The following is a 15,145-nucleotide window of genomic DNA, read 5'->3' as shown; positions in this document are numbered from 1 at the left end:
CGGGGCATTTCTTGCGCCCCTCTGCTGGCCGCCATTCTGGCTCAAGCGGGGCAGGGGCGCTAGACTGGCGGGCGAAAGAATCAGGAAGGGCCCGATGCAGCAATATCTCGATCTGATGCGGCTGGTGCGCGACAAAGGGGTGGAAAAGTCCGATAGGACCGGCACCGGCACGCGCTCCGTCTTCGGCCACCAGATGCGCTTCGATCTTTCGGAGGGCTTTCCGCTGGTGACGACGAAGAAGCTGCATCTGAAATCCATCATCCATGAGCTGCTCTGGTTTCTGGCGGGCGACACGAACATCGCCTATCTGAAAGCGAACGGCGTGCGCATCTGGGATGAATGGGCGGATGAGAACGGCGATCTCGGCCCTGTTTACGGCCATCAATGGCGCAGCTGGCCCGCGCCGGGCGGCACGAAGATCGACCAGATCAAGAACCTCATTCAGCAGATCGAAAAAAATCCGGATTCGCGCCGGCTCATCGTTTCGGCCTGGAACGTGGCCGATGTCGATCACATGGCGCTGCCGCCCTGCCACTGCCTCTTCCAGTTCTATGTGGCGGACGGCAAACTTTCCTGCCAGCTCTATCAGCGCTCGGCGGATATTTTCCTCGGCGTGCCTTTCAACATCGCGTCTTACGCGCTGCTCACCATGATGATCGCGCAGGTGACGGGGCTTCAGCCCGGCGAGTTCATCCACACATTCGGCGACGCGCATCTTTATCTCAATCATCTGGAACAAGCGGACAAGCAACTTCAGCGCAACCCGCGCCCCTTGCCGCAAATGAAGATCAATCCCGATGTGAAGAGTATTTTCGACTTCACCTATGATGATTTCGAACTGGTGGGCTACGACCCCCACCCGCATATCGCCGCCCCGGTTGCGGTTTAGGCGGGCCGGGATATGCCGCTTCACATCTCCTTCGTGGTCGCCATTGCCGAGAACGGTGTGATCGGGCAGGGGGGTGATCTGCCCTGGAAGATTTCCGGCGACATGAGGCATTTCAAGGCCGTGACGCTGGGCAAGCCCATCATCATGGGCCGCAAGACCTGGGATTCGCTGCCGAGAAAGCCTTTGCCGGGCCGCCCCAATATCGTGGTGACGGGCCAGGCGGGCTTTCAGGCGGAAGGGGCGGAGGTTGCAGGCTCCGTGGACGAGGCGCTCGCGCGCGGCGCGGCGCTCGCCCGCGAGCTCGGCGTCGATGAGGTTGCCATTATCGGCGGGGCGCAGATTTACCGCGCCGCTTTCCCCAAGGCGACGCGGCTCTATATCACGGAAGTGCATGCATGCCCGGAGGGGGATGTTCATTTTCCCGCTTTCGATGAGGGGGAGTGGCATGAGGTCTCTCGCACCCGCCATGCCGCCGGGGAAAAGGACAGCGCGGATTTTTCCATTGTCATTTATGAGCGCCGCTGAATTGCCGAAGGCCGGCGGGCGGGAGGGACAAGACAGATGAATTTCAGAACGCTGACGCTCAAGCCCTCTCCCAATCAATATCTCGTCGCCCCGGAAGGGTTTTGCGAGAAGGCTGCGCCCCATCGCACGGCCCCGGTATTTTCCATGAGCCGCGAAAAGCTCGATGCGCTGATGAGCGATCTCATTCTCAAGCAGCCGCGCACGCGCCGGCGCAATGTGGAAACGGCGCCCGGCCAGCATGAATTCGTTCAGCGCACGGCGCTTCTCGGTTTCCCCGACTGGATCACCTTCGAGGCGCTGGAGGTGGAGGGCGGTAAATCCACCCTCGCGCTTTACAGCCGCTCGGTCTATGGTTGGTCTGACCTCGGGGCAAATAAGAAGCGGATCGACAATTGGCTCGCCAAGCTGGAAGAGGCAGTGCGGCGGCAGGGGTGAGAGGTCCGCATCGGCTGGGACAAGCGCCGCATTAAGAGCGCGGGTAGCAGTGCTAGGTATCAGTGCGTAACGTGTGCGTAGATAGAGTTTCCGCAACAGATCCGGCAGTTCGTGGTGGCCTGCCGCGCCTTTAAACAAGAGCGCGTGCCCCATGAAATTTGAAACACTGACCCTTCCTTTCGCCGCCAGCCATTATCTCGTCGCGCCTCAGGGCCTGTGTCAGGCGGCGGTGCCGCATCGCTATTCCCCTGTTTTCAGCGCGCCGCCCGAAGCGCTCGAGGAACGGCTTCTCCGGCTCATCAAGCTCGAGCCCGGCATGGTCGAGCGGCTGCAGGACAGAGACGAGGGGCAGCACACTTATGTGCAGCGCTCCTTCTTTCTCAATCTGCCCGAGATCGTGACCTTCCAGGCCTGCGCGGAAGGCGAGGGCAAATCCAGCATCGCCATTTATTCGCGCTCCGAAACGGCGCTGCCCGATTTCGGCGGCAACAAGTACCGGGTGGAGAGCTGGCTCGGTTATCTGGAAGAAAGTTTCGAGACGGTCTGGTAGCACGCGTTTTTCGCCTCTTTGCCCAAGACCCGGCCTTGCATGTTGAGGGCTGGCTGCCGACAATGCCCGCCGGAATCAGAACCCAGCCAGAATTAAAACCCAATCAGGGAGAGCCCCCATGGACGTGCGTGCGGCAGTCGCTTTCGAAGCCGGAAAACCGCTTGAGATCGAGACGGTTCAACTGGAAGGGCCGAAAGCCGGCGAAGTTCTGGTGGAGATCAAGGCGAGCGGCATTTGCCACACAGATGCCTTCACGCTTTCGGGCGAGGACCCGGAAGGGCTTTTCCCTTCCATCTTCGGCCATGAAGGGGCAGGCGTCGTCGCCGAGTGCGGGCCGGGCGTGACCTCGCTAAAGCCGGGCGATCACGTCATCCCGCTTTATACGCCCGAGTGCCGGGAGTGCGATTATTGCCTCAACCCCAAAACCAATCTCTGCCAGGCTATCCGCACGACGCAGGGGCAGGGCCTGATGCCGGACGGCACGAGCCGCTTTTCCTATAAGGGCAAGCCCATCTTTCATTACATGGGCTGCTCGACCTTTGCCAATTACACGGTGCTGCCGGAAATCGCGCTGGCGAAAATCCGTAAAGACGCGCCTTTCGACAAGGTTTGCTATATCGGCTGCGGCGTGACGACCGGCATCGGCGCGGTGGTCAACACCGCCAAGGTGACGCCGGGCGCGCGGGTCGTCGTTTTCGGGCTCGGCGGCATCGGGCTCAATGTCATTCAGGGCGCGCGGATGGTGGGCGCGGATCAGATCGTCGGCGTCGATATCAATCCGGCAAAAAAGCCGCTCGCCGAAAAATTCGGCATGACCGATTTCGTCAACCCGAAAGAGGTCAGCGGCGATCTTGTCGCCCATCTCGTGGAACTGACGGGCGGCGGCGCGGATTGGAGCTTTGAATGTATCGGGCGCACGGACACGATGCGCCAGGCGCTCGAATGCTGTCACAAGGGCTGGGGCGAGAGCGTTATCATCGGCGTTGCGGGCGCGGGCCAGGAAATTTCGACGCGGCCCTTCCAGCTCGTCACGGGGCGGACCTGGAAAGGCTCGGCCTTTGGCGGGGCGCGCGGGCGCACGGACGTGCCCAAGATCGTCGATTGGTATATGGACGGCAAAATCAATATCGACGATCTCATCACCCACACGATGCCGCTCGAGGAGATCAACAAAGGCTTCGATCTCATGCATGAGGGCCGTTCCATCCGTTCCGTCGTGGTTTACTGATGAGCGATCTGGAAATTCTCGAAGAGCACCGCTGTTTCGGCGGGCGCGTTCTCATTTGCCGCCACGGTTCGGCGGCGACGGGCACGCCCATGCGCTTTTCGCTTTTCCTGCCGGAGGGGGAGGGACCGTTCCCGCTGCTTATCTGGCTGTCGGGCCTCACCTGCACGGAAGACAATTTCACTACGAAGGCGGGTGCGTACCGTAAAGCAAGCGAACTTGGTCTTGCCATTGCCGCGCCCGATACGAGCCCGCGCGGCGAAGGCGTCGCCAATGACGAGGCCTATGATCTTGGCCAAGGCGCGGGCTTTTATCTCGATGCGCGTGAGGCGCCCTGGGCGGCGCATTTCAAGATGGAAAGCTACATCACTCGCGATCTGCAGGATGTGCTGAGCGCGAACTTTCCGCTCGATATGGAACGGCGCGGGATCTCCGGTCATTCCATGGGCGGGCACGGCGCACTGACGCTTGCACTGAAACATCCGGATCTCTTCCGTTCTGTCTCCGCCTTTGCACCTATCGTCTCCCCGGCGCGCTGTCCCTGGGGGGAGAAAGCGTTCAGCGCCTATCTCGGCAAGGACCGGGCTGCCTGGGCCGCCCATGATGCGGCGCTTTTGATGGAAAGCGGCGCGGCGCGCTACGCCTTCGATGAAATTCTCATCGATCAGGGGATGGCGGACGGGTTTCTCGACGAGCAACTAAAGCCCGAGCTTTTCGAGGAAGCGTGCGAGAAGGCCGGCCAGCGCCTCATCCTGCGCCGGCAGGAAGGTTATGATCATTCTTATTTCTTCATTCAGTCCTTCATCGAAGATCATCTGGAATTTCACCGGGTGCGGCTGAGCTGAACTCTCATGCTGCGGCATGGGGATAGGCCGTATGGACCCCGGGACGAGCCCGGGGTGACGGTGGGGAAAGTGATGCGCGCAGCGCTCCCCTAGTCATCGGCGCAGCGGCCTGACAGAATGCCTCCCATAAACACAACTTCAGGGAGGGCTTCATGCTCGAGATGGAAGAAATTGCCAGCGGTCTGAAATTTCCCGAAGGGCCGATCGCCATGGATGATGGCAGCGTCATTCTGGTGGAAATCGAGCGGGGCACGCTCAGCCGCGTCAGCGAAGACGGCAAAGTGGAAGTCATCGCCGATCTTGGTGGCGGGCCGAACGGGGCGGCGATCGGGCCGGACGGCGCGGTTTATGTTTGCAACAATGGCGGCTTCGAATGGCATCACCGGGACGGGTTGACCATTCCGGGCGACATCGCGCCGGATTATTCGGGCGGGCGCATCGAGCGCGTCGATCTTGCGACCGGAAAAGTCGATACGCTTTACACCGAATGCGACGGCAGTCCCTTGAACGGGCCGAACGATATCGTCTTCGACAAGGAGGGCGGTTTCTGGTTCACCGATCTTGGCAAGTCGCGCGGGCGCATCAAGGACCGCGGCGCGCTTTATTATGCAAAGCCCGACGGCTCGATGATCACCGAAGCGGTGTTTCCGCTTGAAAGCCCGAACGGGGTTGGCCTCTCGCCGGATGAAAAGACGGTTTATGTCGCCGACACGGTGCCGGGCCGGCTTTGGGGCTTCGACATCGAAAAGCCGGGCGTCATCAAGAAAAGCGACGGGCCTTTGCCGGGCAATTTCGTCGGCGCGCCGCAGGGGCTCAATTTCTTCGACTCGCTGGCGGTCGATGCGCAAGGCAATGTCTGTGTCGCGACGATCTTCAATGGCGGTATTACATCCATTTCGCCCGACGGCTCGAAGATCGAGCATTTTGCGACCGGCGATTTCATCACCACGAATATCTGTTTCGGCGGCAAGGATCTGAAGACGGCGTATCTGACGCTGTCCTCCACGGGGCGGCTTGTGAAATGCACCTGGCCGCGTGCCGGGCTGCCGCTCAACTTCCACAACAAGTAAGCCAGAAAACTCTGCGCCCGGATTTGTTTCATCCGGGTGCAGATTTGCTCTTGTCCTTATGGTTAACGCATGTCAGCATGCACGGCGTTTTTGGGGGAAATCCAGGATAACCGAGGAGGAAAGAGATGCGTTTCATCGTAGCTCTTGTGTTTGCGTTTGCGTCCATGACCGGCATTGCCATGGCCGACCCGATGGCCAGTTTCTACGGCAATACCGTGGTCGTGAATAATCCGGAAAGCGGCGAGCGCCAGGTGCATATCAATGAAGACGGCACCTATAGCCAGACGCTGGCCGACGGCACCACTGTTGACGGCACCTGGGAAATGAAGGGCGAGGAGGTTTGCTTCACGTCCGGCGAGAACGAGCCTTACTGCACTTCGGCCGAAAGCCGTTCCGTGGGCGATACGTGGGAGCTGACGAACCCGGCGGGCGTGACCGAAACGGCATCGCTCGAAGAAGGGCGCTGATCCTTCGGGCCATAAAACGAAGCGGCCTGTCCTTTGCGGGACCGGCCGTTTTCTTTTGCGCAGGCGCGCTTCATGAAATGGAAATCTTCGGCGGCTTCTTCGTGCCGCCTTCCTCATAAAGTTTGGCGGCCAGGCGCGTTGCGATATCCATGAAGGGGGCGGCCGCCTTGCTGCCCGGATCGGTGGCAACGATGGGCTTGCCCTCATCCATGCCCGCGCGGATTTCCGGCACGAGCGGCACATCGCCCAGGAAGTCGGCGTGCAGTTCCTCGGCCACGCGTTTTGCGCCGCCTTCCCCGAAAATATAGGTCTTCTCGCCAGAGCCCGGCGCTTCGTAATAGGCCATGTTCTGCACGATGCCGAACACGGGCACATGGGTTTTTTCGAACATGGCAATGCCGCGGCGCGCATCCATCAGCGCGATTTCCTGCGGCGTCGACACAATGACGGCGCCGGCGAGCGGCACCCGCTGCACCATGGTCAGCTGCGCATCGCCCGTGCCGGGGGGAAAGTCCACGATCAGCACATCGAGCTCGCCCCAATCGACCTCGCTCATCATTTGCGTCAGCGCCGATTGCACCATCGGTCCGCGCCAGATCATGGCGGTGCTGTCATCGACCATGTAACCGATCGACATGGTCTTGATGCCGTAGGCTTCGAGCGGCAGGAGTTTCTTTTCTTTGCTCACTTGCGGTTTGCCGGAAAGACCCATCATGCGCGGCACGGAGGGCCCGTAAATATCCGCATCCAACAGGCCGACCTTCATGCCGAGATGGCCGAGCGCCAGGGCAAGGTTGACGGCGAGCGTCGATTTGCCGACGCCGCCCTTGCCGCTTGCGACCGCCACAATGGCTTTGACGCCGGGAATGTTTTGCGGGCCGGCTTGCGCGGAGGGCGCGCGCTTCGGCGCGGCGGGCGCGGGGCGGGAGGAGGACGGCGTGTCGCTATGGGCAGTCAGAACGGCGGTCACGGAAAGAACGCCCTTGATCTGTTTGACCGCTTCTTCGCAGGCCCGGCGCAGCGGCTCTTTCGCCTCGGCTTCTTTCGGGTCGATTTCGAGGGAGAAACCGATATTGCCGTTCTTGACGACGACCCCTTGCACGATGCCCGCGCTCACGACGTCTTTACCGGTTTCGGGTTCGGTCACGGCCGAGAGGGCTTTTAGAACGTCTTCCCTTGTTACAGACATGGATATTGCCGGTCCTCTTCCTATATCCCTGAAGGGGGTATGATTGCGCGGGTGGCCTGCCTGTCATATAACCCCTCAAGGCCTTTTTCCAAAGGCAGCATAAGAATTTGTGCGGTCCGGCGCCCTCAAAGCGGCCGGGCGCGGCAAGCGAACGGAACCGACAGCGCAACATTAAGGGAAGAGCTGAATGCCCTGGAACAATCAGAGCGGCGGCGGTGGCTGGCAAAATGGCGGCAATCGTGGGCCTTGGGGTCAACCTCCTTCCGGCGGCGGCCGGGGCGGGCAGGAGCCGCCGGATCTGGAGGACCTGATCCGGAAAGGTCAGGAGCGGCTTCGGGGCATATTGCCTTCGGGCGGCGGTAGCAGCGGCGGCTTCATCGTCGTCGGGCTGATTCTCCTCGGCCTTCTGGGCTGGAGCTCTTTCTACCGGGTCGATACGGACCAGCAGGGCGTGGTGCTGCGCTTCGGCGAGGCGGTGCGCACGGCGGGGCCGGGGCTGCATTTCAAGCTGCCTTATCCGATCGAGACGGTCTATTCCCCCTCTGTGACCAAGGTCAACCGGGTGAATATCGGTGAGAACAGCATCGATGAGAGCCTGATGCTTACGGGCGATGAAAACATCGTCGATGTGGATTTCGTGGTGTTGTGGCGTATCGCCGATGCCCAGGATTATCTCTTCAACGTGGAAGGCAAGGATACGGTCGTCAAAGCGGTGGCCGAAAGCGCCATGCGCGAGATCGTCGGTTCTTCCGGTCTGCAAGTGCTCTTGACCACCCAGCGTAACGAAGTGCAGCTGAAAGTGCAGGAGCTGGTGCAAAACACGCTGAATGATTATGGCGCGGGTATCGAAGTGCTCGAAGTGCAGCTCCAGTCGGTCGATCCGCCCAAGCCCGTGGAAGATGCGTTCCGCGATGTGCAGGCCGCCCGTGCCGACCAGGAGCGGCTGCGCAACGAGGCGGAAGCTTATGCCAATACGGTCGTGCCGCGGGCGCGCGGTGAAGCCGACCAGATTTTGCAGGCTGCCGAAGCTTATAAGGAGCAGACCGTTGCTCAGGCGCAAGGTCAGGCGGACCGCTTTCTGGCGATCTATAACGAATACAAGAGCGCCAAGGACATTACGCGCAAGCGCATCTATCTGGAGACGATGGAAGGCGTGCTGAGCGGGATGAATAAGATCGTCGTCGATCCCAAAGCGGGTGGCAGCGGCCCCGTTCCCTATCTTCCCCTGAACCAGCTTGCGCCGGGCGCGTCGCAGAAGAAGGAGGCCCAGTAATGAAAGCCAGCGCAATTGCCGCGGCTATTTTTGCCGCCGCCGTTATCATTATCGGGCTGTCCTCCGTTTATACGGTCGATGAAACGCAGCAGGCGCTCGTCATTCAGTTCGGCGATGTGAAGAGCCAGGAACGCGAGCCGGGGCTGCATTTCAAACTGCCCTTCATCCAGAACGTGGTTTATATCGACAAGCGCGTTCTTAACCTTACCTCTGCCCGTCAGGTTGGCGGGGAAGGCGGACAGGTGATCATCACCTCCGATCAGAAGCGTTTGGTGGTGGATGCCTTTGCCCGCTACCGCATTGTCGACGCGCTGAAATTCTATCAGTCCGTGCGCGATATGCGTCAGGCGAGCGACAAGCTGCAGCCGATTTTCCTCTCCAATCTGCGTAACGTTTTGGGTGAGGCGACGCTGGAAGCGCTGGTGCGCGACGAGCGCGCCGAGCTCATGCAGCGGATCGAAGAAAAGTTCAATGTGGCTGCACAGGAATTCGGCGTGGAAGTGGTGGATGTGCGTATCCGCCAGGCCGACCTGCCGACTGAAAACAGTGAAGCGATTTACCGGCGCATGCGCACGGAGCGTGAGCGCGAAGCGGCCGAGTTCCGCGCGCAAGGCCAGGAAACGGCCCAGCGTGTGCGCTCGCGCGCCGACCGCGATGTGACGGTGCTTCTCGCCGAAGCCCAGCGCGATGCCGAACGCATCCGCGGTGAAGGCGATGCCGAGCGGAACCGCACCTTCGCCCAGGCTTTCGGCCAGGACCCGGATTTCTTCGCTTTCTACCGGTCCATGCAAGCCTACCGGGACGGCCTGAAGGGCGATTCCACGACGCTCATTCTCTCGCCCGATTCCGACTTCTTCCGGTATTTCAAGGATGAAGATGGGCAGGTGAGCCGGTGACCCTCATTCGGTATCGGGCCCGGTCATGAATGATCTATGGGCAGCAATAGGGCTCTTTCTGGCACTGGAAGGAGCCCTTTATGCCGCCTTTCCCGGCGGTGTGAAGCGCATGATGGAGCGGGCGAAAGAGATGCCCGACGCCACCTTGCGGTTTGCCGGACTGACGGCGCTCGGTGCCGGTTTTTTGATCGTCTGGCTGGTGAGGGGGTAGGCTCTGCCTCATTTCGTCCATATTTTGTCCCAGGATGGGCAGATGAACGGGCCGGGGCTGGCCAGTAAGGGCACGGGACGAATTCGGCTTTCCGATGTCTACCCTTCTGATATCCCCATTTATCCCCGGGCTGGCATAGCGGCTTAGTATAACGAGTGCCGCAATCAGGAGATATGTTTATGGCAAGGTTGAAAAACTCGGCAGTGGCAAGACGGCAGGACGCAGCGCCTGGTATCATGCGTCTGCTTACCGCGCTCGCGGCGCTGACGGCGATGATGCTGGCGCTTTATGCGGCCCCTGCGTTCGCGCGCGGGGCGCCTGAGAGCTTTGCCGATCTTGCCGAAAAGCTTTCCCCGGCGGTGGTCAATATCTCCACCTCGCAAACCCTGAAACTGGGCGCGCCGGGCGCGCCGGTGCCGGGTCTGCCGGAAGGCTCGCCTTTCAACGAATTCTTCGAAGATTTTCTGCAGCGCCAGCCGGGCGGCCAAGCCCCGCGCAAGGTGCAGTCGCTCGGTTCCGGTTTCGTCATCGATCCGGATGGGATCATCATCACCAATAACCACGTCATCGAGCAGGCCGATGAGATCAAGGTGAATTTCTCCGACGGCACGACGCTGGCGGCAGAAGTTCTGGGCCGCGACCCGAAGACAGATGTCGCCGTCTTGCGGGTGGAGCCCGACCGCCCGCTGCCTTTCGTGAAGATGGGCGATTCGACCAAGGCGCGCGTCGGCGACTGGGTGGTGGCGATCGGCAACCCGTTCGGGCTTGGCGGCACGGTGACGGCGGGGATCATCTCGGCGATCAACCGCGACATCAACGCCGGGCCTTACGATGATTTCATCCAGACGGACGCCTCCATCAACCGGGGCAATTCCGGCGGTCCGCTTTTCAACCTCGAAGGCGAGGTGATCGGCGTGAACACCGCGATCATTTCTCCCTCGGGCGGCTCCATCGGGATCGGCTTTTCCGTCCCCTCGGCAACGGCAATGCCGGTCATCGAGCAGCTGAAAGAATATGGCGAGACGCGCCGCGGCTGGCTCGGCGTGCGCATTCAGACCGTGACGGACGAGATTGCCGAGAGCCTGGGCATGGATGAAGCGAAAGGCGCGCTGGTGGCGGAAGTCACCCCCGGCGGTCCCGCCGAAGAAGCGGGCATTCAAGCGGGCGATGTCATTATCGATTTTGACGGCAAGGATGTGCCGAGCATGCGCGATCTGCCCCGTATCGTGGCCGATACGAAGATCGGCAGGGAAGTGGAAACGACCGTGCTGCGCGGCGGGGACAAGGTGACGCTTGAAGTGAAAGTCGGCCGTCTTGAGGAAGCCGAGGCGAAAGCGGAAGGCGCGGCAAAGCCGGACGCGGATCAGAGCAATGAGCCGACGCTGACGCTCGGCCTTGCGCTCGGCGAACTGAATGCCAATAGCCGCCGCCGCTTCAACTTGCCCGACGATGTGGAAGGTGTGCTTGTTACCTCCGTCGATCCGGCGGGCCCTGCGGCGGAAAAGGGTATCCGGCCGGGCGATGTGATCGTCGAGGTGGCGCAAGAAAAAGTGAAATCACCTTCCGATGTGGTCGAGCGGGTGAAAGCGGAACAGGAAAAGGGCCGCCGCTCGGTTCTGCTTCTGGTTTCGACCGCAGGGGACCTGCGCTTCATCGCGGTCAGGATCGAAGAAGGCTGAGGTTTTCTGCCGTGAGCTAAAAGAAAGGCCCCGCAATGCGGGGCCTTTTTCTTTGGCGCAGCGTCAGAGGCCAGTGATTTCCGCTTCGCTATAGCCTTGCAGATAAAGCAGGGAGGTGAGATCGCCGTGATCGATGCGGGCGGGCGCGGCGGCGGCCACCACGGGCTTGGCATGATAGGCAACGCCGATACCCGCTTTTTCGATCATGGCAAGATCGTTCGCCCCGTCGCCCACGGCCAGCGTTTCTTCCGGCTTGAGCCCCAGCTCGGCGCTGAAATAAAGAAGCGCATCGAGCTTTGCCTGGCGGCCGAGGATCGGTTCCTGTACCTTGCCGGTCAGCTTGCCGTCTTCCATCAAAAGCACATTGGCCTGATTGTGCTGGAAGCCGACTTTTTCGGCGATTCGGGCGGTAAAGAACGTAAAGCCGCCGGAGACAAGCGCGCAGGTCGCGCCATGGGCGCGCATCGTGGCGCAAAGGGCGCGGCCGCCCGGCATTTCGGTGATCTGTGTTTCCAGCACACGCTCAAGCTCGCCGATACCGAGGCCTTTGAGAAGGCCGACCCGTTCGCGCAGCGCCGGCTCGAATTCAAGCTCGCCGCGCATGGCCCGCTCGGTGATCTCGGCGATCTGCGCCTTGATGCCGAGCGCATCCGCCAACTCGTCGATACACTCCTGCTCGATGATGGTGGAATCCATATCCGCGACGAGCAGCTTCTTGCGCCGGTGGGCGAGGGGCTGCGCGACTATGTCGATGGCCTCTCCGGCGAGCGCCTGCCGGGCTTTTTCCTCGCTGCTTTCCGCCTCCCTGCTTTCCAGCATAAAGTCGCAGGCATGTCCCTCTTTCAGCCAGGCCGGTTCCGCACCCAGGTTCAACGCAGCGGCAACGGCTTTACTATGATCCTGCGTCAGGGCTTGCCTAGGAGAACCGATTAGTGTCAGGACGTTGCGCATGAAGCCGGATCCGCAAATAGATAATGAGAAAAAGGGGCCGCGGCCCCGCGTGCTCCTTATTGCAGGCCCGACCGCCAGCGGCAAGTCCGCGCTGGCGCTGGACCTGGCCGCCCGGCTTGGCGGGGAAATCGTCAATGCCGATTCCATGCAGGTTTATGCAGGGCTGAGGGTGCTGACGGCGCGGCCCTCGCGCGCCGAAGAGGCGTTGCAGCCGCATCATCTTTACGGCGTGCTCGATCCTGCCGAGACCTGCTCGGCGCAGCGCTGGGCGGAAATGGCCGCCGCCAAGATCGCTGAGATCGAGGCGCGCGGAAAGCTGCCCATCCTTGTGGGCGGGACGGGTCTTTATTTCAAGGCGCTGGTCGAAGGGCTTTCCGAGATGCCCGCCATTCCCGAGGAGGTGCGCGCCGCGATCCGCGCGGAAGTCGCCGAGAACCTTGCCCGCGCCCATGCGCGGCTCGCGAGCGCCGATCCGGAGGCTGCCGCGAAGATCGCCCCGACCGACCCGCAGCGCACCGCCCGGGCGCTTGAAGTGCTGGAGGCGACGGGCAAACCCATTTCCCATTGGCAACAGCAAAAGGGGGCGCCGCTTTTTGACGGGGCGAGCGCGGGGTTCGTGCTCGATCCGGACCGGACTTGGCTTCGGGCGCGGATCGACCGGCGTTTCGATCAGATGATCGGGGAAGGGGCGCTCGAGGAAGTGGCGGCGCTCTTCGAACGGGGCCTCAGCCCGGACTTGCCTGCCATGAAAGCGCTCGGCGTGCCGCCGCTTCTGGCACATCTGGCCGGAGAACTGGCGTTGGAGGCGGCCATCGAGCAGGCCAAGACCCAGACAAAGCAATATGCCAAGCGCCAAAGCACCTGGTTCCGGCATCAGATGATTTCGTGGAACAGGCTTTCGGCGCAAGAAATGGAAAGTCAAATTCAGGAAATCTTTTCATTTATTGACGATTTTGGGTTGACCCCCTCCGGGTGAGGGGGTAGGTTGCGCCCGTTTTCCGCGGCTGAGCGCCCGAAAACCCCGGATTTTTGGGGTTGCCGGCATCAGGGGCCGCGGAGATTTGTTTGAGCGGAAGGGTGTTCTTCCGCCGCGCTTCAAAGGAAAAGACCCATGGCCGCCCGTGAAATGACAGGTGCAGAAATCGTCGTCAAAGCGCTGATCGATCAGGGCGTCGAAGTGATTTTCGGCTATCCGGGCGGCGCGGTGCTTCCCATCTATGATGCGCTTTTCAAGCAGAACGACATTGAGCACATTCTGGTGCGCCACGAGCAGGGCGCGGTTCATGCCGCCGAAGGCTATGCCCGCTCCACCGGCAAGCCGGGCGTCGTGCTCGTCACCTCCGGCCCCGGCGCAACGAACGCCGTGACGGGCCTGACGGACGCGCTGATGGATTCCATTCCGCTTGTCTGCCTGACGGGGCAGGTCGCGACCCATCTCATCGGCACCGACGCTTTCCAGGAATGCGACACGGTCGGCATTACCCGGCCCTGCACGAAGCACAATTGGCTCGTCAATTCCGCCGACGAGCTGGCGCGGGTCATGCACGAATCCTTCCATGTCGCCACTCATGGCCGGCCGGGACCCGTCGTTATCGACATTCCCAAGAACGTTCAGTTCCAGACTGCCGAGTATAGGACCCCGGCGCAGGTCTCCCACAAGACCTACCGCCCGCAGGTGAAAGGCGACATGAGCGCCATCAACCGGGCGGTGGATCTGATCGCGGCGGCGAAGAAGCCGGTCTTTTATACCGGCGGCGGCGTCATCAATTCCGGCCCCATGGCGAGCCAGCTTCTGCGCCAGTTCGTCAAGCTCACGGGCTACCCCATCACCTCGACGCTGATGGGCCTCGGCGCCTATCCGGCGGCCGACCCGCAATGGCTCGGCATGCTGGGCATGCATGGCACCTATGAAGCCAATAACGCCATGCACGATAGCGATCTCATCATCTGTGTCGGCGCGCGTTTCGACGACCGCGTGACGGGGCGCCTCGACGCGTTCGCGCCGCATTCGAAGAAAATCCATATCGATATCGACGCCTCCTCGATCAACAAGAACGTGCATGTGGATGTGCCGATCATCGGCGACTGCGCGCATGTGCTTGAAGACATGATCCGGGTCTGGAAGTCGAAAGTCAGCCAGCCGGACAAGAGCGCGCTTTCCACCTGGTGGAAGCAGATCGAGACCTGGCGCGGGCGCAAGTCGCTGGCCTATGTCAAAAGCGATACGTCCATCAAACCGCAATATGCGGTGGAGCGGCTTTACGAGCTGACGAAGGACCGCAAGACCTTCATCACCACGGAAGTCGGTCAGCACCAGATGTGGGCGGCGCAGCATTATCATTTCGAGGAGCCGAACCGCTGGATGACCTCGGGCGGGCTCGGCACGATGGGCTACGGCCTGCCGGCGGCGATCGGCACGCAGGTCGCGCACCGCGACGCGCTGGTGATCGACATTGCCGGGGAAGCCTCGATCCTGATGAACATGCAGGAAATGTCGACGGCGGTGCAGTTCATGCTGCCGGTGAAGATTTTCATTCTGAATAACGAATATATGGGCATGGTGCGCCAGTGGCAGGAGCTTCTGCATGGCGGGCGCTATTCGCACTCCTATTCGGAAGCCTTGCCCGATTTCGTCAAACTGGCCGAAGCCTATGGCGGGCACGGCATCCGGGCGACGCATCCGGATGAGCTCGATGCCAAGATCATGGAAATGATCGAAACACCGGGCCCGGTGATTTTCGACTGCGTGGTGGAGAAGATGGAAAACTGCTTCCCCATGATCCCGTCCGGGGCCGCGCATAACGAAATGATCCTGGGCGACGACCCGGAAGGGGCGACGGTGACGGAAGCCGGCAAGATGCTGGTCTGAGAAGCCGGCAAGGCTTCGCTTTCCCAGATGAATGGGCTATAAGCCGCCCGGGACGGCCCGATGGGCCACCG

16 protein-coding genes are annotated in these 15,145 nt (G+C 61.3%); 14 read left to right on the top strand and 2 right to left on the bottom strand.

Annotation, left to right across the window (positions count from 1 at the left end; genetic code table 11):
- The first annotated feature begins 94 nt into the window (after window positions 1-94).
- The 8 genes from M2A_RS06760 (at window position 95) to M2A_RS06725 (ending at window position 6,006) form a co-directional block, all read left to right on the top strand.
- A complete protein-coding gene (locus M2A_RS06760) occupies window positions 95-889 on the top strand; it encodes a thymidylate synthase (protein WP_045444794.1) in 795 nt (264 codons plus the stop codon).
- A gap of 12 nt (window positions 890-901) precedes the next feature.
- Entirely contained in the window at window positions 902-1,414 is a 513-nt protein-coding gene (locus tag M2A_RS06755; RefSeq protein ID WP_045444791.1) for a dihydrofolate reductase, read from the top strand.
- Window positions 1,415-1,450: 36 nt separating this feature from the next.
- Window positions 1,451-1,849, top strand: a complete 399-nt coding sequence (locus M2A_RS06750) for a DUF1499 domain-containing protein (protein WP_045444788.1) — start codon at window positions 1,451-1,453, stop codon at window positions 1,847-1,849.
- 151 nt (window positions 1,850-2,000) lie between these two features.
- Window positions 2,001-2,399, top strand: a complete 399-nt coding sequence (locus tag M2A_RS06745; protein WP_045444785.1) for a DUF1499 domain-containing protein — start codon at window positions 2,001-2,003, stop codon at window positions 2,397-2,399.
- Between the two features lie 118 nt (window positions 2,400-2,517).
- Window positions 2,518-3,627, top strand: coding sequence for an S-(hydroxymethyl)glutathione dehydrogenase/class III alcohol dehydrogenase (locus tag M2A_RS06740; protein ID WP_045444782.1), 1,110 nt, complete (start codon window positions 2,518-2,520; stop codon window positions 3,625-3,627).
- An 8-nt stretch (window positions 3,628-3,635) separates the two neighbouring features.
- Window positions 3,636-4,469 (top strand): S-formylglutathione hydrolase, encoded by an 834-nt coding sequence (gene fghA, locus M2A_RS06735; RefSeq protein ID WP_081875443.1) that lies wholly within the window; start codon window positions 3,636-3,638, stop codon window positions 4,467-4,469.
- A gap of 152 nt (window positions 4,470-4,621) precedes the next feature.
- The gene (locus M2A_RS06730; protein WP_045444776.1) at window positions 4,622-5,539 is read left to right on the top strand and encodes an SMP-30/gluconolactonase/LRE family protein; all 918 of its coding nucleotides are present in this window, start codon (window positions 4,622-4,624) and stop codon (window positions 5,537-5,539) included.
- A gap of 125 nt (window positions 5,540-5,664) precedes the next feature.
- Window positions 5,665-6,006, top strand: coding sequence for a hypothetical protein (locus M2A_RS06725; protein ID WP_045444772.1), 342 nt, complete (start codon window positions 5,665-5,667; stop codon window positions 6,004-6,006).
- Between the two features lie 70 nt (window positions 6,007-6,076).
- Here M2A_RS06725 and M2A_RS06720 read toward each other — a convergent pair whose 3' ends face one another.
- Window positions 6,077-7,195: an Mrp/NBP35 family ATP-binding protein gene (locus M2A_RS06720; protein WP_045444769.1), complete on the bottom strand. Its 1,119-nt coding sequence runs from the start codon at window positions 7,193-7,195 to the stop codon at window positions 6,077-6,079.
- Window positions 7,196-7,382: 187 nt separating this feature from the next.
- On the opposite strand from M2A_RS06720, the gene hflK reads away from it, so the two are divergent.
- From hflK to M2A_RS06700, 4 genes are all read left to right on the top strand, one after another.
- Entirely contained in the window at window positions 7,383-8,468 is a 1,086-nt protein-coding gene (gene hflK, locus M2A_RS06715) for an FtsH protease activity modulator HflK (protein WP_045444766.1), read from the top strand.
- Window positions 8,468-9,364 (top strand): protease modulator HflC, encoded by an 897-nt coding sequence (hflC, locus tag M2A_RS06710; protein WP_045444763.1) that lies wholly within the window; start codon window positions 8,468-8,470, stop codon window positions 9,362-9,364. Before hflK ends, hflC begins: the two co-directional genes overlap by 1 nt.
- Window positions 9,365-9,389: 25 nt before the next feature.
- Complete coding sequence (locus M2A_RS06705) at window positions 9,390-9,575, top strand: DUF2065 domain-containing protein (RefSeq protein WP_045444760.1); 186 nt, start codon at window positions 9,390-9,392, stop codon at window positions 9,573-9,575.
- A 236-nt stretch (window positions 9,576-9,811) separates the two neighbouring features.
- A complete protein-coding gene (locus tag M2A_RS06700; protein WP_045444757.1) occupies window positions 9,812-11,254 on the top strand; it encodes a DegQ family serine endoprotease in 1,443 nt (480 codons plus the stop codon).
- A 63-nt stretch (window positions 11,255-11,317) separates the two neighbouring features.
- Here the strand turns inward: M2A_RS06700 and serB are convergent, their stop codons facing one another.
- Window positions 11,318-12,205, bottom strand: a complete 888-nt coding sequence (serB, locus tag M2A_RS06695; RefSeq protein WP_081875436.1) for a phosphoserine phosphatase SerB — start codon at window positions 12,203-12,205, stop codon at window positions 11,318-11,320.
- A gap of 49 nt (window positions 12,206-12,254) precedes the next feature.
- On the opposite strand from serB, the gene miaA reads away from it, so the two are divergent.
- Window positions 12,255-13,181 carry a tRNA (adenosine(37)-N6)-dimethylallyltransferase MiaA gene (gene miaA, locus M2A_RS06690; protein ID WP_156101688.1) on the top strand — a complete coding sequence of 309 codons (927 nt, stop codon included), beginning with the start codon at window positions 12,255-12,257 and terminating at the stop codon, window positions 13,179-13,181.
- 135 nt (window positions 13,182-13,316) lie between these two features.
- Window positions 13,317-15,074, top strand: a complete 1,758-nt coding sequence (locus M2A_RS06685) for an acetolactate synthase 3 large subunit (RefSeq protein WP_045444751.1) — start codon at window positions 13,317-13,319, stop codon at window positions 15,072-15,074.
- Window positions 15,075-15,145 lie beyond the last annotated feature (71 nt).

It is taken from the genome of Tepidicaulis marinus (assembly GCF_000739695.1).
In the GTDB taxonomy this organism is placed as follows: Bacteria; Pseudomonadota; Alphaproteobacteria; order Parvibaculales; family Parvibaculaceae; genus Tepidicaulis; species Tepidicaulis marinus.
The sequence above is the reverse complement of the archived record's forward strand: the minus strand, read 5'-3'. Positions and strand labels throughout refer to the sequence as shown.

What these genes read in the sequence shown, in the direction of transcription:
- M2A_RS06760 (WP_045444794.1), top strand. Translation starts at nt 95, where the DNA reads ATGCAGCAATATCTCGATCTGATGCGGCTGGTGCGCGACAAAGGGGTG.
- M2A_RS06755 (WP_045444791.1), top strand. Translation starts at nt 902, where the DNA reads ATGCCGCTTCACATCTCCTTCGTGGTCGCCATTGCCGAGAACGGTGTG.
- M2A_RS06750 (WP_045444788.1), top strand. Translation starts at nt 1,451, where the DNA reads ATGAATTTCAGAACGCTGACGCTCAAGCCCTCTCCCAATCAATATCTC.
- M2A_RS06745 (WP_045444785.1), top strand. Translation starts at nt 2,001, where the DNA reads ATGAAATTTGAAACACTGACCCTTCCTTTCGCCGCCAGCCATTATCTC.
- M2A_RS06740 (WP_045444782.1), top strand. Translation starts at nt 2,518, where the DNA reads ATGGACGTGCGTGCGGCAGTCGCTTTCGAAGCCGGAAAACCGCTTGAG.
- M2A_RS06730 (WP_045444776.1), top strand. Translation starts at nt 4,622, where the DNA reads ATGCTCGAGATGGAAGAAATTGCCAGCGGTCTGAAATTTCCCGAAGGG.
- M2A_RS06725 (WP_045444772.1), top strand. Translation starts at nt 5,665, where the DNA reads ATGCGTTTCATCGTAGCTCTTGTGTTTGCGTTTGCGTCCATGACCGGC.
- M2A_RS06720 (WP_045444769.1), bottom strand. Translation starts at nt 7,195, where the DNA reads ATGTCTGTAACAAGGGAAGACGTTCTAAAAGCCCTCTCGGCCGTGACC.
- hflK (WP_045444766.1), top strand. Translation starts at nt 7,383, where the DNA reads ATGCCCTGGAACAATCAGAGCGGCGGCGGTGGCTGGCAAAATGGCGGC.
- hflC (WP_045444763.1), top strand. Translation starts at nt 8,468, where the DNA reads ATGAAAGCCAGCGCAATTGCCGCGGCTATTTTTGCCGCCGCCGTTATC.
- M2A_RS06705 (WP_045444760.1), top strand. Translation starts at nt 9,390, where the DNA reads ATGAATGATCTATGGGCAGCAATAGGGCTCTTTCTGGCACTGGAAGGA.
- M2A_RS06700 (WP_045444757.1), top strand. Translation starts at nt 9,812, where the DNA reads ATGCGTCTGCTTACCGCGCTCGCGGCGCTGACGGCGATGATGCTGGCG.
- serB (WP_081875436.1), bottom strand. Translation starts at nt 12,205, where the DNA reads ATGCGCAACGTCCTGACACTAATCGGTTCTCCTAGGCAAGCCCTGACG.
- M2A_RS06685 (WP_045444751.1), top strand. Translation starts at nt 13,317, where the DNA reads ATGGCCGCCCGTGAAATGACAGGTGCAGAAATCGTCGTCAAAGCGCTG.